This is a genomic window from Paracoccus sp. FO-3 (assembly GCF_006386455.1).
In the GTDB taxonomy this organism is placed as follows: domain Bacteria; phylum Pseudomonadota; class Alphaproteobacteria; order Rhodobacterales; family Rhodobacteraceae; genus Paracoccus; species Paracoccus versutus.
In genome coordinates, this window is record NZ_VCBQ01000080.1 from 1 (window position 1) to 22,508 (window position 22,508).

Consider the following 22,508-nt stretch of genomic DNA (forward strand, 5'->3'; position numbering starts at 1 on the left):
CGCCAAGAAGTCCATCGACCAGCTCCTCCCCATGATCGAGTGAGCGGCCGCGAAAGGCGACCCCCCTGGTCCGCCCCCGCGATATATCGGGAAGAGCCGCGCAATGCGGCTCTTTTCATTTTTCGGGAATGGGTAAGCGGCATCGCCCATTTCCGATGCCGGCAAGGAGATGCGATGCGCCGCCTTGCCGCCTGCGCAGTTGCCGGGCTCGAACTGCCGAAGGCCAGAGCCCCTGCGCATCTGTCCCAAAGCGCCTAGCCCGGCGACCGGAAAGCCGGCGTCTGCGAAGGAGGAGGCATTCGCCCGCGCGGGCGAACAAGCGTTCAGAATGAAAGAGTGCCCGTGGCGATATCGGCCCTTAGTTCGGCATGGCTCGGTATCGTCGGGGGCCTTGTCACCCCTGCAGTTGTCTGGCCTGACCTGCCGAAGGCCGGGCGTATGGCCGGCCTATGCGCATCTGTCCAAAAGCGTCCAGTCCGGCGGCTGGAAAGCCGGCGTCTGCGAGGGCGGAAGCATTCGCCTCGCTCGCCCCGGCAAACCAATCGTTCAAGAAGGATGGAGGGCCGTCGCGATGCGGCCTCCGCTCGGCATGGTCCGGTATCGTGGGGGCCTTGCTGTCCCTGCGGCTGTCGGGCCTGACCGGCACATGGCCGGGGCCTGCACATCTGCTCGAAAGCGCCCAGTCTGGCAACCGGAAAGCCGGCGCCTGCGAGGGCGGAACCATTCGCCCCGCCCGCGCGGGCAACCATCGCTCAGAAAGAGGGAGTGCCCGTGGCGATACCGGCCCTCAGCTCTCGGCAGGAGCCCGGCATCGCCGGGGCCGTCATTCCGCGGCGTGGCCGGTGACGGGGCTGGGGGCGCCGGAGGATTTCATGCGAAAGCCGCGCTCGAGCTGGTCGAAGGGCGCCACGGGATATTCGCCCGAGAAACAGGCGTCGCAATATTGCGGGCAGGCATTGTTGCGGCCCTTGGCCTCGCCCACGGCGCGATAGAGCCCGTCCAGCGACACGAAGGCCAGCGAATCGACGCCGATCCATTCGCGCATCTCTTCCTCGGACATCTGCGCGGCCAGCAGCTTTTCGCGGTCGGGCGTGTCCACGCCGTAGAAGCAGGGCCAGGCGGTGGGCGGGCTGGCGATGCGGAAATGCACCTCGGCCGCGCCCGCGTCCAGGATCATGTCCTTGATCTTGCGCGAGGTGGTGCCGCGCACCACCGAATCGTCCACCAGCACCACCCGCTTGCCCTTGACCAGCGCGCGGTTGACGTTGAGCTTGAGCCGCACGCCCATGTTGCGGATCTGCTCGGTCGGCTCGATGAAGGTCCGGCCCATGTACTGGTTGCGGATGATGCCCATGCCGAAGGGAATGCCGCTTTCATGGGCATAGCCGATGGCGGCCGGGGTGCCGCTGTCGGGCACCGGGCAGACCAGGTCGGCCTCGACCGGGGCCTCGCGGGCCAGTTCCACGCCGATCTGGCGCCGGGTCTCATAGACGGAACGGCCGCCTATGATCGAATCGGGGCGCGAGAAATAGACATGCTCGAAGATGCAGAAGCGCCCCGTCGAAGGGCCGAAGGGGCGCGAGCTTTCGACCTCGCCCTTGGAGATCACCACCATCTCGCCCGGCTCGATCTCGCGCAGGAACTCGGCGCCGATGATGTCGAGCGCGCAGGTTTCCGAGGCCAGCACGAAGCCATCGTCGCCGATGCGGCCCAGCACCAGCGGCCGCACGCCCAGGGGGTCGCGCACGCCGATCAGCTTGGTGCGGGTCATGGCGATCACCGCGAAGGCGCCCTCGACCCGGCGCAGCGCGTCCTTCATCCGCTCGGGGATGTTGCGCTGGATGGACCGCGCCATCAGGTGGATGATGCATTCGGTATCCGAGGAGGACTGGAAGATCGAGCCGCGCTCGATCAGCTCGCGGCGCAGGGCCATGGCATTGGTGATGTTGCCGTTATGCGCCACGGCGCAGCCGCCCATGGCGAATTCGCCGAAGAAGGGCTGCACGTCGCGGATCGCCGTCGCCGCCTTGGTGCCGGCGGTGGAATAGCGCACATGGCCGATGGCGAGCGAGCCGGGCAGCGTTTCCATCAGGCTTTGCTTGGTGAAGTTGTCGCGCACATAGCCGAAGCGATGGGCGCTGTTGAAGCCCTGCTCGGCATCGTGGCTGACGATGCCGCCGGCCTCCTGCCCGCGGTGCTGCAAGGCGTGCAGCCCCAGGGCGACGAAATTGGCGGCATCCGTCACTCCGATCACGCCGAACACGCCGCATTCTTCGTGCAGGCGGTCGGAATCGAAGGGATGGGCAAGGAATGGCTGCATCATCACCGACTCTTGGGGCTATTCCGGGGGCTGGGTAAGGGGACGCTTGACGCCAATCTAGGGTGTCATGCGGGCGAAGTCACGCCCCACGGCCGTCGCGGGGCGCATTTTATGTCACAAATTGGCCATATCGGCTCAATTCGCCGGTGCGGCGGGGGTGGGGGCCGGCGTCTGCGCATCGACCGGCTGGCCCGTGGGGGCGCAGCTGCGCACCAGCTGTTCATAGCGGCTGACCACCCAGCCCGGCGCGTCCTGCGGGATCTGCTGGTCCATCTGGCCGCGCATGCGCTCGAACACCTGGGCCGAGCGGGAGTTGTCCACCACCGCCACGGGCTGGCTGGCCATCACCCGGTCATAGACGATGAAGGCGATGGCGACGAGCAGGATGCCGCGCGCCACGCCGAAGAGGAACCCCATGCCCTGGTCGACGCCGCCAAGCGCCGAGCGCTGCACGACCGAGGAGAACAGCGGCGTGATGATGGAAAACAGCACCAGCGCCAGCGCGAAGACCGCGGCGAAGCCGGCGATGGTGGCAAGCTCGCAGCTGTCGGCCAGGAACTTGTTGAGCCCCGGCACCTGCGCCACCATCGGCCGCACCGTCGGCGCGAAGATGAAGGCCAGCACGGCCGCGCCGATCCAGCCGAGGATCGCCAGCGATTCGCGCACGAATCCCCGCGCATAGGCCAGGATCGCCGAGAGGATGATCACGGCTGCGACGATGCCGTCGATGATGGTGAATCCGTCCATTTTCACGCCCTTTCGCGGGATTGCCCGCGTCTTTGGGACGAGTTCATCCGGCGCCGAATGTCTCGCCCACGAAACTTGTCAGATCCGCGATGCGGTCGATCCGCATCCCGGCCACGCCCTCGACCTTGGTCGCCGAAGGCAGGATCGCCCGTGAAAAACCAAGTTTCTGCGCCTCTTTCAACCTGTTTTCCGCCTGGGCGACGGGGCGCAGGGCGCCCGACAGGCTGATTTCGCCGAAAAGCACCGCCTCGGGCGGCAGCGCCACGTCCTCGCGCGCGCTGAGGAGCGCGGCGGCGATGGCCAGGTCGGCGGCGGGTTCGCTGACCCGCATCCCCCCGGCAACATTGAGGAAAACGTCGAGGCCGGCGAAGGGGACGGCGCAGCGCGCCTCGAGCACGGCGAGGATGGTCGAGACCCGGCCGGAGTCGAGGCCGACCACGGTTCGGCGGGGACTTGCCAATGTCGAGGGAGCGACCAGCGCCTGCACCTCGGTCAGCACCGGGCGGGTGCCCTCGATCCCGGCAAAGACCGCAGAGCCGGCGCTGGCCTCGCCGCGTTCGGACAAAAACAGCGCCGAGGGGTTGGCGACCTCGGCCAGCCCGCCGCCGGTCATCTCGAAGACGCCGATCTCGTCCGCCGGGCCGAAGCGGTTCTTGTGGGCGCGCAGGATGCGGAACTGGTGTCCGCGCTCGCCCTCGAAATAAAGCACGGTGTCGACCATGTGCTCGACCACGCGCGGGCCGGCGATCTGGCCCTCCTTGGTGACATGGCCGACGAGGATGACCGAGGTGCCGCGCCGCTTGGCGAAGGTGACAAGCTCATGGGCGCTGGCGCGGACCTGCGCCACCGAGCCGGGCGCGGCCTCGATCCGGTCGGACCAGAGCGTCTGGATCGAGTCGATCACCGCGACATCGGGCCGCTCGGCGTCGAGCGTGGTCAGGATGTCGCGCAGCGCGGTCTCGGCGCCCAGGCGGACGGGCGCGTCGCCGAGGCCCAGGCGCTGCGCGCGCAGCCGGACCTGGGCGCTGGCTTCCTCGCCCGAGACATAGATCGCCTGCTGGCCGGCGCGGGCGAAGGCGGCGGCGGCCTGCAGCAGCAGGGTGGACTTGCCGATGCCCGGATCGCCGCCGACGAGGATGGCCGAGCCGGGGACCAGCCCGCCGCCCAGCACCCGGTCGAGCTCGGCGATGCCGGAGGTGGCGCGCCGGGGCGGCGCGTCCTGCGTGGCAAGGCCCGAGAGCGGGATCGGCTTGCCCTTGAGCGTGCCCAGGCCGCGGCCGGGGCCTTGGGAAAGCGGCGCTTCCTCGATGATGGTGTTCCAGGCGCCGCAGGCGTCGCAGCGGCCGGCCCATTTGCGATGGCTGGCGCCGCAGGCGGTGCAGGTGAAGGCGGTGATCGGTTTGGCCATGGCCGTTATCTGGCAGATTGCGCCGGCGCGCGCCAGCCGGGAAGGGCGCGCCCGGCGGTGCGGTCCCTTGGGTATTTGGGGAACGAAGAAGTCCGGNGGCGGTGCTGGCTGGGCCGGCCGGATGAGTATTTGGGAAACGGTGGAAGGGGCTCAGGTCACGCCCAGGCCGGCGCGCATCATGATGCGGCGCACCGGGGCGACGGCATAGAGCCCGCCCAGGGCGGCGGCGCGCAGGTCGCGCAGCGGGCGGGCCGAGATCATGCTGGCGCGGTTCAGCGCGTCGATGCCGATCAGCCGGGCCAGCGCCTCGGGGCGGCGGCGGCGTTCGTAGGCGGCAAGCGATGCGGCGCTGCCGGGATCGCCGGCCGAGAGGTCGATGAGCGAGGCGAGATCGGCGAGGCTCATGTTCAGCCCCTGCGCGCCGATGGGCGGGACGACATGCGCGGCCTCGGCGATCAGTGCCGTGCGGGGGCCGGTGAAGCGGTCGGCGATCTGGCTGATGATCGGCCATTCCGTCAGCCGCGTCGCCTGGGTCAGCTGGCCCAGAACGCCGGCCGAGCGGCGGTTCAGTTCCGCCTCGAATGCCTCGCGCGGCAGGGCGCGCAGCCGGGCGGTTTCCGGGCCGCGCTCCATCCAGACCACGGCCGAGGAGGGCTTGCCGTCGCGGTCGGGCAGGGGGACCAGGGTGAAGGGGCCGCCCGAGCGGTGGATCTCGGTCGAGACGTTGTCGTGCGGGCGTTCGTGGGTCACGGCGAAGGCCAGCGCCTTTTGCCCATAGCGCAGCGTGCGGGTGCCGATGCCGAGCGCCTCGCGGGTGGGCGAGTTGCGCCCGTCGGCGCCGATCACCAGCCGGGCCCGGATGCGGCTGCCGTCGGTCAAGGTGGCCAGCGCCTCGCTGTCGCGGACCAGCAGGCCCGCGGTGCCGGTGCCGGGCAGGAAGCGGACGTTTTGCAGGCTGGCGAGCCGGGCCGAGATTTCCCGTTTCAGGAGCCAGTTCGGCAGGTTCCAGCCGAAGGGCTGGTCCGAGATCTCGGATGCGTCGAAATCGCGCGTCAGCCGCGCCTGCGACAGTTTCCCGCCGGCGTCGATGATGCGCATGACCTGGAGCGCGGTGGCATGCGGCGCGAGCCGGTCCCAGAGCCCGGCTGCCTGCAGCACCGCGATCGAGGGGTGCAGGAAGGCGGTGCTGCGCAGGTCCGAGCCCTGGGCGCCTTCCTCGGTCACGGGCGGGGCGGGGTCCACGCAGGTCACGGAATGCCCGGCGCTGCCGAAGGCGGCCGCGGCGATCAGCCCGGCGATGCCGCCGCCGGAAACGAGGATCTCGGTATCGTCGATCTGCATGGTCTGGCGCCGGGTCTGGTGAGGGGGTCGGTGCGGGTCGGCCTAGAACCCGGCCGCATAGGCGCCGAGCATGAGGAACATCAGCAGCGTCGCCGCAAGGCCGAGTATGCCGAGCGCCGGCAGGCCCCAGATCAGGACGCCGACAACCGCCAGCACGACGACCAGCAGCGCGAAGATGTAAAGGGCGGTGGCGGTGCGCGCCTCGGCCTGGGCCTCGGCGGGAGTAAGCGGTTCGGACATGCGCGTTCCCTGTTCTTTTTTCGGTTTCCTGTCGGCGAATTTCAGATCTTACCCAAGCTTAGGCTTGCGGCAAGCCCGTGCAGGAAGGCACCCAGATCCCCGGTGCGGTAATGCACATGCGGGCCGTGGTCGTGATCCTGGGCCAGCTCGTCCGGGCCGTGGCGGCCCGCACCGACCAGAATCGTCCGCATTCCAAGCGAATGCGGGATGGCGAGGTTCCTGGGGTCGTCCTCGAACATGGCGGCCTGGGCGGGGTCGAACCCCTCGGCGGCCTGGACTGCGGCATAAGCGCGCGGGTCGGGCTTGGGGTGGAAATCCGCCTCCTCGACGCCGTGGATGGCGTCGAAGACCATCAGCCCGCGATGTTCCAGCACCCGCGCCGCATAGGCGCTGTCGCCGTTGGTATGCACGATCTTGCGGCCGGGCAGGGCCGAGATCAGCCCGGCCAGCGCCGGGTCGGGCGTCAGCACGGTGAAGTCGATGTCATGGACCTCGCGCAGATAGGGCAGGGGATCGACGCCATGCTCGGCCATCAGCCCCGCCAGCGTGGTGCCGTGCTGGCGCCAGTAATGGTTGCGCAGCCGGTTGGCCTCGGCCTCGGTCACGCGCAGCTCGCGCATGACAAAGGCGGTCATGCGCCGCTCGATCTGGGCGAAAAGCCTGACCTCGGGCGCATAAAGGGTGTTGTCCAGATCGAAGATCCAGGTGGTGACATGCCGAAAATCCATGATCCCTGCCTAAACCTGCGGCATGGCGCTTGCAATCGCCGTTGCAAGCGCGGATCGTGCGTCCCATGAAAGACGCCTATTCCCTGATCCTCTCGGCCATCGACAATGGCATTTACCGCCCCGGCGACCGGCTGGTCGAATCCGAGCTGGCCGAACGCTTCGGCGTCTCGCGCACCCCGGTCCGCGAGGCTTTGCAGCGGCTGGAGACCCAGTCCATGCTCAAGCGCGACGGGCGCAGCCTGATCGTTGCCACGCTGGACCACAACCAGCTGGCCGAGCTTTACACCGTGCGCGCGGAACTCGAGGCGCTGGCGGCGCGGCTGGCCGCGCGCCACGCCACGCCCGAGGAGGTGCGCGTCCTGGCCGGCATGGTCGAGGACGACCGCGCCATCCTGGGCGACCCGCAGGCGCTGGCGCGGGCCAATCGTCGCTTTCACCACCAGATCCACCTGGCCTCGCACAACCGCTATCTGGTCCAGCAGTTGGACCTGGTGCATCGCAGCATGGCCTTGATGGCGCGCACCAGCCTGGCGGCGCAGGGCCGCGACGTGGTCACGCTGGACGAGCACCAGGCCATCGTCGAGGCCATCGCCGCCCATGACGGGCCGGCTGCCGAACAGGCGCTGCGCCACCATATCTCGATGGCCTTCGAGACCCGGCTGAAGGAAGAGGCGCGGCTGGCCGACGAGGACGAGGGCTGATGCGCGAGATCCGCGCCGCCGCCGACCTGGAGGAAGGCGCGGCGCATCTGATGCGGGTCTGCCCGGTCTGGGCGCGCGAATTGCCGGCGCTGCTGCCCCTGCCGCTGCGGCGCTGGCCCGAGGGCTTTCCGGCGATTCGCGATGCGGTCGTCTCGCAGCAGATCTCGGTCCAGGCGGCGAATGCCATCGGCGCGCGCATGGCCGCGGCCGGCCTGGCCGACGAGGCGGGGATCGCCGCCGCCGATGACGAGGCGCTGCGCGCCGCCGGCCTGTCGCGGCCGAAGATCCGCTATCTGCGCGGCATCGCCACGGCGCAGCTTGATTGGGCGGGGCTGCGCGCCTTGCCCGACGACGAGGTGATCGCCCGGCTGACCGCGCTGCCCGGCATCGGGCGCTGGACGGCCGACATCTATCTGAAATTCGCGCTTGGCCGCGCCGATGCCTTCGCCTCGGGCGACCTGGCGCTGGCCGAGGCGGCGCGGCTGCTCTACGGCCTGGCCGAGCGGCCCCGCCCGGCGGCGCTGGCCGAACTGGCCGAGCCCTGGCGGCCCTGGCGGGCGGTTGCGGGCCGGGCGCTCTGGGCCTATGACCGGGTCGCGAAAGGGCGCGAGGGCGTCCGCTGAAGGGGGACGAGATGCCGCGCGAGTTGAAATCCGAACGCAAGGGCCCGCGCAAGGCCGATTCGGTGGTGGTCTTCCTGCACGGCTATGGCGCCGACGGGGCCGACCTGCTGGGCCTGGCCGATCCGCTGGCGCCGCATCTGCCCGGCACTGCCTTCCATGCCCCGAACGCGCCCGAGCCCTGCCTCAACAATCCGATGGGCTATCAGTGGTTCCCGATCCCCTGGATGGACGGCTCGTCCGAGGCGCAGGCCCAGGCCTCGGCCGCGCAATCCTTCGAGGACATCAACGCCTTCCTGGACAAGATCCTGGCGGATGAGGGGCTGGCGGCGGACCGGCTGGCGCTGGTCGGCTTTTCCCAGGGCACGATGATGGCCCTGGCCGTGGCGCCGCAGCGCGACGAAGAGATCGCCGGGGTGGTCGGCTTCTCGGGCCGGTTGCTGGACCCCGAGGGGGCGGGGCAGGCGCGGGTCAAGCCGCCGGTCCTGCTGATCCATGGCGACCAGGATCCGGTCGTGCCCTTCGAAAGCATGGGCATCGCCGGCGAGGCGCTGCAAAAGGCCGGCTTCACCGTCTACGGCCATGTGATGAAGGGCACCGGCCACGGCATCTCGCCCGACGGGCTGTCGGTGGCGCTGGCCTTCCTGAAAGAGCGGTTTGCCGCGAGGTCGTGACGCTTTGAGCGATTTCGCACTTGCGAAAGGAACAGCAGTTCCTACCTTCCTGATAAGAGGATGAGACGAGGAGAACGCACATGACCCTGATCTGGATGACCGCAATCGCCCTGATTCCGGCCGGCATGGTTTCCCTGCGTCTTCTGGCGCCGCAGCCCGTGGCGGTGCGCGCCCGCCGCTGATCCCTGCGGCCGAGCCGCCGGGTCACGCCCAGATGGCGGGATCGGCGATCTCGATGGAGTTTCCGGCCGGGTCGCGGAAATACAGCGACCGGCCGCCTTGGGGCCAGAAGAAATCGGCCTCGATCTCTACCCCCGACGCTTCCAGATGCGCGCGCCAGGCGTCGAACATGCCCGGCTCGGCGCCCATGCAGAAATGCCCCGGCCCCTCGCTGCCATGCGGCGGCACGGGCAGGCGGGCATCGGGCTTGGGCGGCACGCGCGTCGCACTGGCGCGGAACACCAGCAGCACCTGCGTCCCGCAGCGAAAGAACACGTGCCGGCCGGGCACGCGGGCGATCTCGGGCAGGCCGATGATCTCGGTCCAGAAACGGGCGGCCTCGCCCAGATCCTCGGCGTAAAGCGCGGATTCCAGCGTGCCGGTCAGCCGGGGCGGCGTTGTCGGGGGCTTGGTCATGGCCCGATCTTGCCAGCAATCCGCCGGGCAGGCCAGCCCGGCTTGACCTTGGCCGCGCCGCGCGCGACAGCTTGCCCGAAAGGACCGGAGGCGCGGCATGGCATGGATCTATCTGGGCGTGGCGGGATTGCTCGAGGTGATCTGGGCCTTTGCCATGAAACAGTCCGAGGGCTTCACCCGGCCCTGGCCCACCGCGATCACCCTGGTCGCCATGGTGGCCAGCGTCTGGTTCCTGTCGCTGTCGATGAAGGTGCTGCCGCTGGGGACCGCCTATGTCATCTGGACCGGCATCGGCGCGGTCGGCACCTTCGTCCTGGGCGTGTTGCTGCTGGGCGAATCGGCCGACGCGCTGCGCCTTGTCGCCGCCGTGCTGATCGTGGCGGGGCTGGTGCTGATGAAGATCGCCTCGTCGCAATAAGGCGCGGCAAGCCCCAGTCAGTCCTTGTCACGCGCCTGTCACGCCCCCCGGCTATTTGTGCGCCAGGCATATATTCAGGGACTTGTCAGCCCGGAGCCGCGATATATAGTCGGTGCCATGTTCTGACCCGTCCCGGACAAGGCGAAGCGAGGGCCGATGCTGGACGACCATGGCGAATTTCGAACCCAATTCGTGCGCGAGCCATCCTTCTCGCGCCACCATCCCGCACTGGTTCTAAACGCCGACTTCAGACCGCTCAGCTACTATCCGCTGTCGCTCTGGCCCTGGCAGGAGGCGGTGAAGGCGGTGTTCCTGGACCGGGTCCAGATCATCGCCGAATATGACGAGGTGGTGCGAAGCCAGCATCACGCGATACGCATCCCCTCGGTCGTCGTGCTGAAAGATTACGTCAAACCCCAGAAGCGCGTGGCCTTCACGCGCTTCAATCTTTTTCTGCGGGACGAGTTCTGCTGCCAGTACTGCGGCGCCAAGGGCGAGCTGACCTTCGACCACGTGGTGCCGCGTTCGCGCGGCGGCGTGACCAGCTGGGAGAATGTCGTCGCCGCCTGTTCGCCCTGCAACCTGAGGAAGGCCAACAAATCGCTGAAGAATTCGGGGCTGCGGCTGCGCCGCCCGCCGCGCCGGCCCACCCCCGACGAGATGCATGCCATAGGCCGGCGCTTCCCGCCGAATCACCTGCATGAAAGCTGGATGGATTTCCTCTACTGGGATACGGAACTGCTGTCGGACTAGGCACGGCCGCGCCGGACGCAGCGGATTTATTGCAGCGCCGCGCAATGCCGGTTAAAGAAACCGTCAGGTTTGCGTGATGACATCAAGCCTGATGACGCGCCGATTCGGATTCGTCCGGCGCTGCGACCATCGTCCGCGCGCATGGCTGCCCGCAAGTTGCGGCCATGCAGGGCGATCAACGAAAAGACAAGAAAGGATCTCGTATGTGGACACGTATTCAGACCGTGGTGGACGGCAAACCCGTTTCGGGCGACTGGACCATTTGCCGCAATGAGGAGCCGGTCGGGCGCATCTGTCACGATCCGAAACAGCCGGGCGTCGCCGCCTGGGCCTGGACGGTCCTGAACGATCCGAATGCGAATGGGCGGGCTTGGACGGAAGAGGCGGCGCTTTCGGCCGTCAAGGAAAGCGCCGAGAAGCCGGGCAATGCCGCGGCGTGACGCCGCAGAAAAAACGGAAAACGGCGCCAGCAGCGCCCTTTCTCCAACCCGCCCGCCTGTTGTGGCGGGGTGACTAGCTTCGGTGATCGCGCGTCGTCAGATGCGCGATCGCCGCCGCCAGCAGCGCCAGGAACCCCAGCGCGAACAGCGGAATGCCGATGGCGCTTGCAGCCCAGATCGTCAGCCCGGCGGCCAGGATCACGGCAAGGATCAGGATCAGGAAATGCGGCAGCGGCATGGCATCCTCCGTTGCCTTCAATATGGCCCCGCCGGGGCGCGCCGAAAAGCCCCGATCCGGCTTTGCGCGTTCCGCTGCCGATTCCAGCTGCGCTTTCGCGGCGCGATCTGGAAAATGTTCACGTAATGTTCTAGTCTGGCGGCATGAGCCTGCCACCCCGCAATCCCGACGAGATCCTGCGCGCCCGCGGCGCCGACTCGCGCCCCGCCGCGCGCTTCGAGCCCTACCGGACCGAGCGCGAGCATGACGGCTGGGACATCCCCGAAGAGCAGGACCTGCTGCGCACCGAGGTCACGCAGGAGCGGGCGCGCTCGATCATCGCCCGCAACACGTCGCCCGACATTTCCTTCGACCGCTCGATCAACCCCTATCGCGGCTGCGAGCATGGCTGCATCTATTGCTTCGCCCGGCCGAGCCATGCCTATCTGGGCCTGTCGCCGGGGCTGGATTTCGAGACGCGGATCGTCGCCAAGCCCAATGCCCCCGAATTGCTGGAGGCCGAGATCGGCCGGCGCGGCTATGCCGTCGCGCCCATCGCCTTCGGCACCAATACCGATCCCTACCAGCCCATCGAGGCCAAGCTGGGCATCATGCGCGGCTGCCTGCAGGTTCTGCACGATTGGAACCACCCGCTGAGCCTGGTGACGCGGGGCGCGACCGTCATGCGCGACGTGGACCTGCTGGGGGCGATGGCGGCCAGGGGGCAGGTGCTGGCCGGGGTCTCGATCACCACGCTGGACGCGGAACTGGCGCGGCAGATGGAGCCGCGCGCGCCGGCGCCGGCGACCCGGCTGCGCATGATCCGAGCGCTGGCCGGGGCAGGGGTTCCGGTCCGCGTCATGGTGGCGCCGGTGATCCCGGTGCTGACCGAGCATGAGGTCGAGCGCATCATGCAGGCCGCCCGCGATGCCGGGGCGACCGCGGCCAGCATGATCCCGATCCGCCTGCCGCTGGAGGTGGCGCCCCTGTTCCGCGACTGGCTGGAGCGCCATCATCCCGGCAAGGCCGCGCATGTCATGGCGCGGGTGCAGGCGATGCGCGGCGGGCGCGACAACGACCCGCGTTTCGGCAGCCGCATGCGCGGCGAGGGGCCCGAGGCCGGCCTGCTGCTGCAGCGTTTCCGCCTGGCCCGCAAGCGGCTGGGATTGCAGCGCGAATCCGAAGTGCTGGATTGCAGCCGCTTCGGCCCGCCGCCCAGGGCGGGGGACCAGCTGTCGCTGTTCTGACTATTCGCCCGGCCCCATGGCCTGGGCGATGCGGGCCGAGATGCGTTCGGGCGAGGGGCGCGGGCCGCGCGGCGCGGCGACCAGCGCATCGCGCATGGCGGCCAGATGCGCGGGCGTGGTGCCGCAGCAGCCGCCGATGATGCGCACGCCCATGTCGCGCGCCAGCACGGCGAATTCGGCCATGACCTCGGGCGTCGCGTCATAGATCAGCCCGCCGTCCTGATAGCGCGGCACCCCGGCATTGGGTTTGGCGATCAGGGGGCGCTCGTTGCCCGAGGCGGCGAACCCGGCCACGGCCAGCAGCAGCTCGGCCGGGCCGGTGCCGCAATTCGCGCCATAGGCCAGGGGCGGATGCGGCAGCCGGTCGATCAGCGAGGCAAGCTGCGGCGGCGTCACCCCCATCATGCTGCGCCCGCCCGGCTCAAAGCTCATCATGCCGCACCAGGGCATGCCGACGCTTTGCGCGGCCTTGGCGGCGGCGCGCATTTCCTCGGCGGCGCTGATCGTCTCGATCCACAGCACGTCGGCGCCGCCCTCTTTCAGCGCCTGCGCCTGCTGGGTGAACATGGCGGTGGCATCGGCCTCGGTCAGCCGGCCCATGGGGGCCATGATCTCGCCGATGGGGCCGACCGAGCCGGCGACGACGACGGCGCGGCCGACCTCGGCCGCGGCCTCGCGCGCCAGGCGGGCGGCGGCGCGGTTCAGCGCGGCCACGCGGTCCTGCGCCTTGGCCAGCCGCAGCCGGCTGGCATTGGCGCCGAAGCTGTTGGTCAGGATGATGTCCGCGCCCGAGGCGATCATCTGCCGGTGCAGCGCGCGCACCTTGTCGGGATGGGTCTCGCACCACAGGTCCGGCGCCTGGCCCGATGCCAGCCCCATGTTGTAAAGATTGGTCCCGGTCGCCCCATCGGCCAGCAACCATGGGCGTTCGCCGAGCATCCTCGACAATTGATCAGGCATGGTTTTTCCCGTTTTGCGGCAGGATGGGGAATCATAGCCCATCCTGCGGGGAAGTCATTGAAACATTCGGTGGGACTGCCCGGCGCTCAGCGCGAGCGGATCATGCCCATGATGTCCTTGGTGCGCTCGACGATCGGGTGGGCGATGGCCTCGGCCTGGCCGGCGCCGCGGCCCAGGATGCGGTCGATCTCGGCCGGGTCGGCCATGAAATCGGTCATGCGCCGGGTGATCGGCGCCAGCGCCTCGACCGCGACCTCGGCCAAGGCCGGCTTGAAGGCGCCGAAGCCCTGGCCCTCGAACCGCGCCAGCACCTGGTCGCCGCTCTCGCCGGTCAGCGCGGCGTAGATGTTGACCAGGTTCTTCGCCTCGGGCCGGTCCTTCAGCCCCTCCATCGACCCCGGCAGCGGGTCGGCATCGGTGCGCGCCTTGCGGATCTTCTGCGCGATGGCGTCGGCATCGTCGGTCAGGTTGATGCGGCTGGCGTCCGAAGGATCGGATTTCGACATCTTCTTGCTGCCGTCGCGCAGGGACATGACGCGGGTCGCCGTGCCCTCGATCAGCGGCTCGGTGATCGGGAAGAAATCGACGCCGTAGTCGTGGTTGAACTTGGCGGCGATGTCGCGGGTCAGTTCAAGGTGCTGCTTCTGGTCCTCGCCCACCGGGACGGCGGTGGCGTGATAGGCCAGGATGTCGGCGGCCATCAGCGACGGATAGGCCAGCAGGCCCAGGCTGGAATTTTCGCTGTTCTTGCCGGCCTTGTCCTTGAACTGGGTCATGCGATACATCCAGCCCACCCGCGCCACGGTATTGAAAAGCCAGGCAAGTTCGGCGTGCTGGCTGACCTGGCTCTGGTTGAACAGGATCGAGACCTCGGGGTCCACGCCCGAGGCCATGAAGGCGGCCGCGACCTCGCGGGTGTTGTGGCGCAGCTTTTCGGGATCCTGCCAGACGGTGATCGCATGCAGGTCCACGACGCAATAGATCGTTTCGGCCCCCTTGCCCTGATAGTCCGCAAAGCGTTTCAGCGCGCCCAGGTAATTGCCCAGCGTCAGCCCGCCCGAGGGCTGGATGCCGGAAAAGATGCGCTTGGCGAAGCTCGTGGTCATGGCACTACCTGCTTGGAAAATCCCGGTGGCTGGCTTACCCCTTGCCCCGTCCGGGCGCAACAGCCCACTGGAAAGGAGCCATGATGCGACCCGGTTACGACGAATCGCCCCTGAACCCCGTGCCCGCCGTGGTATGGATGATCGCCCTGCCGATGATCGCCTGCGAGGCGGTGTTCGGCCTGGCCCAGATGGGCTTTCTTGGCGGCGGCGGGCCGGGCGCCGGCCTTGCCATGCGCCAGATCGCGGTCGAGCGCACCGCCTATATCCCCGAGCTGGTGCTGCGGCTGTGGCAGATGCGCATGGTGGTGCTGGACCAGAGCTGGCGCATCCTGACCTATTCCTTCGTGCATCTGTCGCTGACGCATGCACTGTTCGTCATCGTCTTTACCCTGGCCCTGGGGAACCTGATCGCGCATCAGTTCCGCGCCTGGGCGGTGGCCGCGCTGTTCTTCGGCTCGGCCATCGGCGGCGCGCTGGTCTATACGCTGGCCGCGGGGCTTTTGCCGCAATTCCGCTTCCAGGCGCTGATCGGCGGCTATCCGGCGGTCTATGGTTTCGTCGGCGCCTTTACCTTCCTGCTCTGGACCCGGCTGGGGCAGGAGAACGCGAACCGGCTGCGGGCCTTCGTGCTGATCGGCATGCTGCTGGCCTTCCAGCTGGTCTTCGCCATCCTGTTCCAGGACGGCAGCCTGACCTGGATCGCCGAGATCGCCGGTTTCTGCTGCGGCTTCCTTTTGTCCTTCGTGCTGGTGCCGGGCGGGATCGCGCGGGTGATGCGCCAGATCCGTCAGCGCTGACGGCGCAGGCCCGCGCGCAGGTCCGAGGGGCGGAAGGCGCCAAGGACCAGCGCCGCCGCGCCATAGGCGGCCAGCCCGCCGAAGACCAGCGCGGACAGCGCCAGATAGCGGGTGCCGGGCTGCTCCAGCGCATCGCCCAAGGCCAGCATCAGCCCCCAGATCACCGCGCCCATGACGGCGGAGGCGGCGCAGATGCGGGGCAGGCGGTGGCGGAAGCGGTCGTCAAGCGCGGCCGCCTCGCCAAAGGCGCGGGTGCCGCGCCACAGCTGCGCCGCCATGGTCCAGCCGGCGATGGTGGTGCCCCAGGCGGCGGCGGAAAAGCCGATGAAGGGCGCAAGCCCCAGCGCCACCACCGCATTGATCACCATGGACCAGACCGCGAAGCGGAACGGGGTGCGGGTGTCCTCGCGCGCGAAATACAAGGGTTGCAGCACCTTTTGCAGGACAAAGGCCGGCAGCCCTAGGCCATAGATCGCCAGCGCCATCGCGGTCGGGCCGACATCGGCGGTCAGAAAGGCGCCGCGCCGGAACAGCACCGAGATCAGCGGATAGGCCGCGATCACCAGCGCCACGGCCGCCGGAACGGTCAGGAACAGCGCAAATTCCGCGGCGCGGTTATAGGCGTGGCGGCCGCCGCCGGTGTCGCCGTTCTTCAGCCGGCGCGAGATGTCGGGCAGCAGCACGATGCCGATGGCGATGCCGACGACGCCCAGCGGCAGCTGATACAGCCGGTCGGCATTGGTCAGCCAGGCGATGCCGCGGTCGAAGAACGAGCCGACCTGGCGGCCGACCAGCAGGTTGACCTGCACCACGCCGCCCGCCAGCACCGCGGGCGCCGCCACGGCCAGCAGCCGGCGCATGTCCGGCGACAGCCGCGGCCGGCGCAGGCGCAGCGCAAAGCCCATGCGCTTGGCCGCCCACCAGACGGTGAAAAGCTGCGCTAGCCCCGAAACCGGCGTGGACCAAGCCATGGCCAATCCCATGTCCCAGCCATGGCGATCCGCCAGCAGCATGGCCGCGATCAGGATGAAGTTCATCAGCACCGGCGCGGCCGCCGCCGCCATGAAACGCCCGCCCGCGTTCAGCAGCCCCGAAAGCAGTGCCGTCAGCGAGATGAACAGGATATAGGGAAAGCAGATCCGGCCATAGATCACCGCCAGGTCGAAGCGCTCGTCGCCCTGAAAGCCCGCCGCCTGCATCAGCACCAGCCAGGGCATGGCGATATGCGCGATCAGCGAGACCGCCAGGACCACCGTGGCCAGCCCGGCGAAGGCTTCCTCGGCAAAGCCGCGCGGGTTCTCGCCGCTTTCCAGCCGCTTGGCGAACATCGGCACGAAGGCGGTGTTGAAGGCGCCCTCGGCAAAGAAGCGGCGGAACATGTTGGGCAGGGTGAAGGCGACGATATAGGCCTGCGCCACCGGGCCGGTGCCCAGGTAGGCCGCGATCATCACGTCGCGCACGAAGCCCACGACGCGGCTGGCCAGAGTCCATGCCCCCACCGAGAGAAAGCCCCGGATTAGTCTGATCGGTTGCATCCCCTGTCCCTCAGAACGATCCGCCCAGCGGGCGCTCGGCGCGTTCGGCGCGCTCGGCCCCGTCCTTGATCGCCTGGCGCAGCTTCTTTTCCAGCGCCTCGCGGCGGCCCGGCTGGTGCAGCTTCAGCCCGAACATGTCCTTGACATAGAAGGTGTCGACCACCTGCGCGCCGAAGGTGGCGATCACGGCGCTGGCGATCTGGATGTGGTTGTCGGCCAGGGTCCGGGTCAGGTCGTAGAGCAGGCCGGGCCGGTCGCGGGTATCGACCTCGATCACCGTATAGACGTCGGAGGCTTCGTTGTCGAAGGTGACATGGGTCGGGAAGCGGAAGGCGGCCTCGCGCTTCTTGGGCTTGTCGCGGCCGGCCAGGGCCTCGCGCGCGACGATCTCGCCGCCCAGGGTGCGCTGGATCATGGTGCGCAGCCGCGGCAGCCGGTCGGCGGCATAGGGATGGCCGTCCGCATCCTGCAACCAGAACACCGCGGTCGCGAAACCGTCCTTGGTGGTATAGGTGCGCGCATCGACGATATTGGCGCCCACCAGCGCCAGCGCCCCCGCCATGCGCGAGAAGATGCCGGGATGGTCGGCCAGCACGAAGGCCGCCCGCGTTGCGTCGCGGTCGGTGTCGGGATGCAGGTCGGTGCGGATCTCGTCCTCGCCCAGATCCTTGAGCATCTCGGCAAAGACATATTGCGTCTCGGTCGGCAGGCCCGGCCAATAGTTGTCGTAATGCCGGCCCAGTTCGGCCTTGATCGCCCTGGGCTCCCAGCCCTTGGCGGTCAGCAGGTGGCGCAGCGACCGCTTGGCCTCGCCGATGCGCTTGTCGCGGTTCAGCTCCTCGAGGCCGTTTTCCAGCGCCAGCTTGGTTTCCTGGTGCAGCTTGCGCAGCAGCATCGCCTTCCAGTTGTTCCAGGTGCCGGGGCCGACGCCGCGGATGTCGCAGACGGTCAGCACCAGCAGCATGTCCAGCCGCTTGGTGGTCTTGACCGCCTTGGCGAAGTCGCGCAGCGTGCGCGGATCGGCGATGTCGCGCTTCTGCGCCACGTCCGACATCAGCAGGTGGTTGCGGATCAGCCATTCGATGGTCTCGATCTCGTCCGCCGGCAGGCCGAAGCGGGTGCAGATGCGCCGCGCCAGCCGCGCGCCCAGGATCGAGTGATCCTCGGCCCGGCCCTTGCCGATGTCATGGAGCAGCACGGCCAGGTAGATCACCCGCCGGTTCACCTTGCCCTTCATGATCTTGCTGACCACGGGCAGATCCTCGGCATCCTCGCCGCGCTCGATGGCGGCCAGGGCGGCGACGCATTGGATCAGGTGCTCGTCCACCGTGTAGTGGTGATAGACGTTGAACTGCATCATCGCCACCACCGGCGCGAATTCGGGGATGAAGGCGGCCAGCACCCCCAGTTCGTTCATCCGCCGCAGCGAGCGTTCGGGGTTGCCGTGCTTGAGCAGCAGGTCGAGGAAGATCCTGACCGCCTCGGGGTCCGAGCGCATGCGGTCGTCGATGCTGTCCAGGTTGGCCGCGACGGCGCGCATGGCGTCGGGATGGATCAGGATGCCGGTCCTGAGCGCCTCTTCGAAAAGCCGCAGGATGTTCAGCGGGTCGGACAGGAACTGCCGCTCGTCGGCATAGGTCAGCCGCCCCCGGTCCATCCGGAAACCGGCGCGGACGCGGCGCCGGCGCTGGAACAGGATGTTCATGATCGGCGCGCGATAGAGGTGGCGGGCCTCCAGCGCGACCAGGAAGACCCGCGTCAGCTCGCCCACGCGGGTGGCGTGCAGGAAATAGTCCTGCATGAAGATCTCGACCGCGCGCCGGCCGCCCAGGTCGCGATAGCCCATGCGGCGGGCGACCTCGACCTGCATGTCGAAGGTCAGCTGGTCCTGCGGCCGCCCGGCGATCAGGTGCAGGTGGCAGCGCACGGCCCAGAGGAAGTCCTCGGCCTGCCAGAAGGTCAGATGCTCCTCGCGGGTGAAGAAGCCCAGGTCGACCAGTTCGACGGCGCGGTCGACCCGGTGGATGTATTTCGCGATCCAGTAGAGGGTCTGCAGGTCGCGCAGCCCGCCCTTGCCCTCCTTGACGTTCGGCTCCAGCACGTAGCGCTGACCGCCCTGGCGGCGGTGGCGTTCGGCGCGCTCGGCCAGCTTGGCCTCGATGAACTCGGGCACGGTCTTGTCGAAAAGCTCGGCCCACAGCCGGTCGCGCAGGATTTCGGCGGCGGCGGCATGGCCGCAGATCAGCCGATGCTCCAGCAGGCTGGTGCGGATGGTGATGTCGCCGGCGCCCAGCCGCAGGCAATCGTCGATCGAGCGGGTGGACTGGCCGATCTTCAGCTTCAGATCCCAAAGCATGTAGAGCATCGATTCCACCACGCTCTCGGCCCAGCCGCTGACCTTCCACGGCGTCAGGAACAGCAGGTCCACGTCGGATTGCGGCGCCATCTCGGCCCGGCCGTAGCCGCCGATGGCCAGCACCGCCAGCCGCTCGGCATCGGTCGGGTTGAGCAGCGGATGCAGGATCGTGGTGGCGACATGGTGGATCGCCGCGACGGTGGCGTCGGTCAGGCTGGCGATGGCGCGCACCGTCTCGCGCGCGGCGCGGGGATGGGACATGAAGCCCGCCGCGATGTCGCCCATGGCGGCGCTGCGGGCCTGGGCGAGGATGGCGACGGTGCGCGCGCGGATCTCGCGCGGCTCGGCGATGCCGCTCAGCGCCTCGGTCAGCGCGGGCAGGAAGCTTTCGGGGCTGAACAGGGAATGCGCCCCAGGCAGGGCCGGGGCGCTTTGCGGCAGGCTGTCGGTGTCCTTGGCGCTCAAGATCAGAACCCGAAGCCGCCGAAGCTGCGCGGTGCGGGATCCAGCACCACCACCTGGCCGCCGCGCACGGTGGCGACCGACAGCGCGCGCTCGTTGGTGCCGTCGCGCTTCAGTCGGAAGGCGCCCGAGACCCCGGCGAAGCCCGCGCTCTGCGTCAGCCCCGAGGTGGTCAGCGCATTGCGGTTGCCCGCCCGCACCAGCGCCGCGATCGCGGCCACGCCGTCATAGGCCAGCGAGCCCAGCTCATGCGGCGTCTCGCCATAGGCGGCGCGATAGCGCTGGTCGAACTGCGCCTTCATCGTGGTGTCGGGAATGGCGAACCAGCCGCCCTGCACGCCGCGCAGCTGCAACCGGGCCGAGGGCTGGTCCCAGCGCGTCAGCCCCATCATCTGCACCGTGGCCGAGGTGACGCCGGCATCGGCCAGCCTGTCGGTCAGATAGGGCAGCACCGCGCCCTGGTTCGCGGTCAGGAAGACCGCATCGACATTGCCCGACAGCGCCGCCTGGGTGACGTTCGGCACGATGGCGTCGATGCCGGACTGGGACAGCGGATGCACCGCCGTCCCGGCCAGGGTGGCGCCGTTGCTGCGGATCGCCCGCTCGATGGCGCGGGCGCCGACCTGGCCGGCGGTGTCGTCCTCGGCCACCATCAGGATGCGGCGCTTGCCGTTCCTGACGCCGTATTTCACCAGCCGGTCGGCGACGTTGTCGAAGGTATTGCCCAGCACGAAGACATTGCCGCCGGCGATGTCGGTATTGTTCGAGAAGGACAGCACGTTCACGCCCTGGGGCGCCATGGCGTTGCCGACCGCATTGGCGCTGTCGGCGAAAAGCGGGCCCAGGATGATCTTGGCGCCCTCGGCCACCGCGCGGTTGGCCATGGCGACCGCGGTGCCCGGCTCGGAGCCCGCATCATAGATGCGCAGGTCGATGGTGGCGCCGCGCGCATCGGCCGCCGCCATCTTCGCGGAATTGCCGAGCGAACGCGCCAGCCAGTCCAGGTCCGCGCTTCCCGTGCCGCCCGGCACCAGCAGCGCCACCTGCACCGGCTGCGAGGGGTCGATGCTCTGGCCGGTCTGCGGGCCCGAGGCCCCCATCTCGATCGGCTGGCAGGCGGCAAGCGCCAGGGCGGAAAGGACAGCTCCGACGCGCGCAAGCGGGCGGCGCAGGTCGAAGGCGCCGCGGATCGTTTTCAGGACGGTCATGGCGTGATTCCCTGTTGGATCGAGGCTGGGGGTTTGATGAGGGCAGGTTATTGGCATATTCGGGACATGGCAACTTGCCCCGGCAGAACGAAAGGGACCGCGATGGAGGATGGCGCCAGCACAACCGGGACGGGCGCGCGGCCGCTTTCCCTGACCGTCTCGGCCGCGTCGCCCGAACCGGGGCTCTACCTGGTCGCGACCCCGATCGGCTCGGCCAGGGACATCACGCTGCGCGCGCTCGACGTGCTCAACACCGCCGATGTCCTGGCCGCCGAGGATACCCGCAACCTGCGGCATCTTATGGATATTCACGGCATCCCGGTGCGCGGCCGCCGCATCCTCGCCTATCACGACCACAACGCCGACCGGCAGCGCCCGGCGATCCTGGCCGCCCTGGCCGAGGGGCGGTCGGTGGCCTATGCCTCGGACGCGGGCACGCCGCTGGTCGCCGATCCCGGCTACCGGCTTGCGCGGGATGCCGCCGAGGCGGGCTTTGCGGTGCGGGCGCTGCCCGGCCCGTCGGCGGCCCTGGCGGCGCTGTCGGTCTCGGGCCTGCCCAGCGACCGGTTCCTGTTCGTGGGCTTTCCCCCGGCCGCCGGCGGGGCGCGGCGCAGCTGGATCGAAAGCTGGCGCAAGGTCGATGCGACGGTGATCGTCTTCGAAAGTCCCAGGCGCGTTAAGCAACTGTTGGAGAACTTGTGCGAAGCTGAGGCGAATCGGCTTACGGTGATCTGCAGGGAACTGACGAAGAAATTCGAAGAGGTGATGCGCGGCACGGCGGCGGAACTGCTGGAACGGATCCCGCCCGAAGGGTTGCGCGGCGAAATCGTGGTGCTGTTCGGGCACCCCGAGCCGGTCGCCGCCGACGAGAACAGCTTGCGCGAGGCCCTGGCGGGTCTGCTGGACAGGCTGCCGGTGAAGGAGGCGGCGGCAGAGGTGGCGGCCCGGTTCGGACGTCCCCGGCGTGAAATCTACGCGCTGGCGCTCGAGATGAAGAAGGAGCAGGAATGAGGTTCGAAAGGATTTCCGGCGGGACGCCGGTTCCGGCCCTGGACATGAAGGCCCGGCAAGGCGCCGTTGCCCATTCCGCCGGCCGTTTCGCCGAGGAATCGGTGGCGCGGGAATATCGCCGTCGCGGTTACGAGGTCATGGCGGAGCGCTGGCGCGGGCGGGGCGGCGAAATCGACCTGATCCTGCGCAAGGATGACGAATATGCCTTCGTCGAGGTCAAGAAGTCGCGCTTTCACGCCGGGGCGGCGGAACGGATCGGTGCGCGGCAGATCGCGCGGATCTGCAATGCAGCGCTGGAGTATTGCGGCCGCTTGCCTTCCGGGTTGCTGACCGCGATGCGTTTCGATGCCGCCCTTGTCGATCAGTTCGGGCGCGTCGAGATCATCGAGAACGCCTTTGGCTCGAATTGAAGGTCGATGAGGTTTTCCGACCCCCGAGGAACGCTTCCCGTCGCATCTGTCCGACCCGAATCGCAGCGGCAAGCTGGCCTCATGGTCCGATGAAGGACCGCGGTGCCTGCGTCGCGCGGCTGCGAGGGACAGGGCTCACATGCGGTGTAACCGGCCGATTGTTACCGCGGCGA

Annotated in this window: 23 protein-coding genes; 10 read left to right on the top strand and 13 right to left on the bottom strand. The window is 68.8% G+C overall.

What is annotated here, in order from left to right; all coding sequences use genetic code 11:
- Positions 1-823: 823 nt before the first annotated feature.
- From purF to FE811_RS19110, 6 genes are all read right to left on the bottom strand, one after another.
- The gene (purF, locus tag FE811_RS19085; RefSeq protein ID WP_114536430.1) at positions 824-2,320 is read right to left on the bottom strand and encodes an amidophosphoribosyltransferase; all 1,497 of its coding nucleotides are present in this window, start codon (positions 2,318-2,320) and stop codon (positions 824-826) included.
- A gap of 135 nt (positions 2,321-2,455) precedes the next feature.
- Positions 2,456-3,067: a CvpA family protein gene (locus FE811_RS19090; protein ID WP_036759674.1), complete on the bottom strand. Its 612-nt coding sequence runs from the start codon at positions 3,065-3,067 to the stop codon at positions 2,456-2,458.
- A gap of 43 nt (positions 3,068-3,110) precedes the next feature.
- Entirely contained in the window at positions 3,111-4,475 is a 1,365-nt protein-coding gene (gene radA, locus FE811_RS19095) for a DNA repair protein RadA (protein WP_036759673.1), read from the bottom strand.
- Positions 4,476-4,625: 150 nt separating this feature from the next.
- A complete protein-coding gene (locus tag FE811_RS19100; RefSeq protein ID WP_116220912.1) occupies positions 4,626-5,816 on the bottom strand; it encodes a UbiH/UbiF family hydroxylase in 1,191 nt (396 codons plus the stop codon).
- A 42-nt stretch (positions 5,817-5,858) separates the two neighbouring features.
- Positions 5,859-6,056: a hypothetical protein gene (locus FE811_RS19105; RefSeq protein WP_036759671.1), complete on the bottom strand. Its 198-nt coding sequence runs from the start codon at positions 6,054-6,056 to the stop codon at positions 5,859-5,861.
- A gap of 41 nt (positions 6,057-6,097) precedes the next feature.
- Positions 6,098-6,784: a pyrimidine 5'-nucleotidase gene (locus FE811_RS19110; RefSeq protein ID WP_114536419.1), complete on the bottom strand. Its 687-nt coding sequence runs from the start codon at positions 6,782-6,784 to the stop codon at positions 6,098-6,100.
- A 65-nt stretch (positions 6,785-6,849) separates the two neighbouring features.
- Between FE811_RS19110 and FE811_RS19115 the strand changes: the two genes are divergently transcribed.
- Genes FE811_RS19115 through FE811_RS19125 form a run of 3 tightly spaced genes read left to right on the top strand, consistent with a single transcriptional unit; the run spans position 6,850 to position 8,779 of the window.
- Entirely contained in the window at positions 6,850-7,485 is a 636-nt protein-coding gene (locus FE811_RS19115) for a GntR family transcriptional regulator (RefSeq protein ID WP_036759669.1), read from the top strand.
- Positions 7,485-8,108, top strand: a complete 624-nt coding sequence (locus FE811_RS19120) for a DNA-3-methyladenine glycosylase (RefSeq protein WP_116220913.1) — start codon at positions 7,485-7,487, stop codon at positions 8,106-8,108. Before FE811_RS19115 ends, FE811_RS19120 begins: the two co-directional genes overlap by 1 nt.
- An 11-nt stretch (positions 8,109-8,119) precedes the next feature.
- On the top strand, positions 8,120-8,779 hold the full coding sequence (locus FE811_RS19125) for an alpha/beta hydrolase (RefSeq protein ID WP_072464081.1): 660 nt from the start codon (positions 8,120-8,122) through the stop codon (positions 8,777-8,779).
- Positions 8,780-8,983: 204 nt separating this feature from the next.
- Here FE811_RS19125 and FE811_RS19130 read toward each other — a convergent pair whose 3' ends face one another.
- The gene (locus FE811_RS19130) at positions 8,984-9,415 is read right to left on the bottom strand and encodes a VOC family protein (RefSeq protein WP_116220914.1); all 432 of its coding nucleotides are present in this window, start codon (positions 9,413-9,415) and stop codon (positions 8,984-8,986) included.
- 97 nt (positions 9,416-9,512) lie between these two features.
- Between FE811_RS19130 and FE811_RS19135 the strand changes: the two genes are divergently transcribed.
- From FE811_RS19135 to FE811_RS19145, 3 genes are all read left to right on the top strand, one after another.
- A complete protein-coding gene (locus FE811_RS19135; protein WP_072464083.1) occupies positions 9,513-9,833 on the top strand; it encodes a multidrug efflux SMR transporter in 321 nt (106 codons plus the stop codon).
- A 156-nt stretch (positions 9,834-9,989) separates the two neighbouring features.
- Complete coding sequence (locus FE811_RS19140; protein WP_114536421.1) at positions 9,990-10,586, top strand: HNH endonuclease; 597 nt, start codon at positions 9,990-9,992, stop codon at positions 10,584-10,586.
- A 164-nt stretch (positions 10,587-10,750) separates the two neighbouring features.
- Positions 10,751-11,026 carry a hypothetical protein gene (locus FE811_RS19145; RefSeq protein WP_240540434.1) on the top strand — a complete coding sequence of 92 codons (276 nt, stop codon included), beginning with the start codon at positions 10,751-10,753 and terminating at the stop codon, positions 11,024-11,026.
- Between the two features lie 73 nt (positions 11,027-11,099).
- On the opposite strand, the gene FE811_RS27560 is transcribed toward FE811_RS19145, so the two are convergent.
- Positions 11,100-11,264 carry a hypothetical protein gene (locus FE811_RS27560; RefSeq protein WP_166435398.1) on the bottom strand — a complete coding sequence of 55 codons (165 nt, stop codon included), beginning with the start codon at positions 11,262-11,264 and terminating at the stop codon, positions 11,100-11,102.
- Positions 11,265-11,407: 143 nt separating this feature from the next.
- On the opposite strand from FE811_RS27560, the gene FE811_RS19150 reads away from it, so the two are divergent.
- Complete coding sequence (locus tag FE811_RS19150) at positions 11,408-12,490, top strand: PA0069 family radical SAM protein (RefSeq protein ID WP_036759661.1); 1,083 nt, start codon at positions 11,408-11,410, stop codon at positions 12,488-12,490.
- Here FE811_RS19150 and bmt read toward each other — a convergent pair whose 3' ends face one another.
- Positions 12,491-13,450: a betaine--homocysteine S-methyltransferase gene (gene bmt, locus FE811_RS19155; protein ID WP_072464084.1), complete on the bottom strand. Its 960-nt coding sequence runs from the start codon at positions 13,448-13,450 to the stop codon at positions 12,491-12,493.
- 86 nt (positions 13,451-13,536) lie between these two features.
- Complete coding sequence (gene trpS / locus FE811_RS19160; RefSeq protein WP_036759659.1) at positions 13,537-14,556, bottom strand: tryptophan--tRNA ligase; 1,020 nt, start codon at positions 14,554-14,556, stop codon at positions 13,537-13,539.
- Positions 14,557-14,636: 80 nt separating this feature from the next.
- Between trpS and FE811_RS19165 the strand changes: the two genes are divergently transcribed.
- Positions 14,637-15,353 (top strand): rhomboid family intramembrane serine protease, encoded by a 717-nt coding sequence (locus FE811_RS19165; RefSeq protein ID WP_240540435.1) that lies wholly within the window; start codon positions 14,637-14,639, stop codon positions 15,351-15,353.
- Here FE811_RS19165 and murJ read toward each other — a convergent pair.
- The 3 genes from murJ to FE811_RS19180 are packed head-to-tail and all read right to left on the bottom strand — an operon-like array spanning position 15,344 to position 20,914.
- A complete protein-coding gene (gene murJ / locus FE811_RS19170; RefSeq protein ID WP_116220916.1) occupies positions 15,344-16,888 on the bottom strand; it encodes a murein biosynthesis integral membrane protein MurJ in 1,545 nt (514 codons plus the stop codon). The genes FE811_RS19165 and murJ overlap by 10 nt on opposite strands.
- A gap of 10 nt (positions 16,889-16,898) precedes the next feature.
- Entirely contained in the window at positions 16,899-19,709 is a 2,811-nt protein-coding gene (locus FE811_RS19175; protein WP_114536425.1) for a [protein-PII] uridylyltransferase, read from the bottom strand.
- A gap of 2 nt (positions 19,710-19,711) precedes the next feature.
- The gene (locus tag FE811_RS19180; protein WP_036759656.1) at positions 19,712-20,914 is read right to left on the bottom strand and encodes a penicillin-binding protein activator; all 1,203 of its coding nucleotides are present in this window, start codon (positions 20,912-20,914) and stop codon (positions 19,712-19,714) included.
- A gap of 102 nt (positions 20,915-21,016) precedes the next feature.
- Here FE811_RS19180 and rsmI point away from each other — a divergent pair, with 102 nt between their 5' ends.
- Both rsmI and FE811_RS19190 read left to right on the top strand, forming a co-directional pair.
- Positions 21,017-21,925 (top strand): 16S rRNA (cytidine(1402)-2'-O)-methyltransferase, encoded by a 909-nt coding sequence (gene rsmI / locus FE811_RS19185; protein WP_116220917.1) that lies wholly within the window; start codon positions 21,017-21,019, stop codon positions 21,923-21,925.
- On the top strand, positions 21,922-22,335 hold the full coding sequence (locus FE811_RS19190; RefSeq protein WP_116220918.1) for a YraN family protein: 414 nt from the start codon (positions 21,922-21,924) through the stop codon (positions 22,333-22,335). Before rsmI ends, FE811_RS19190 begins: the two co-directional genes overlap by 4 nt.
- The last annotated feature ends 173 nt before the right edge of the window (positions 22,336-22,508 follow it).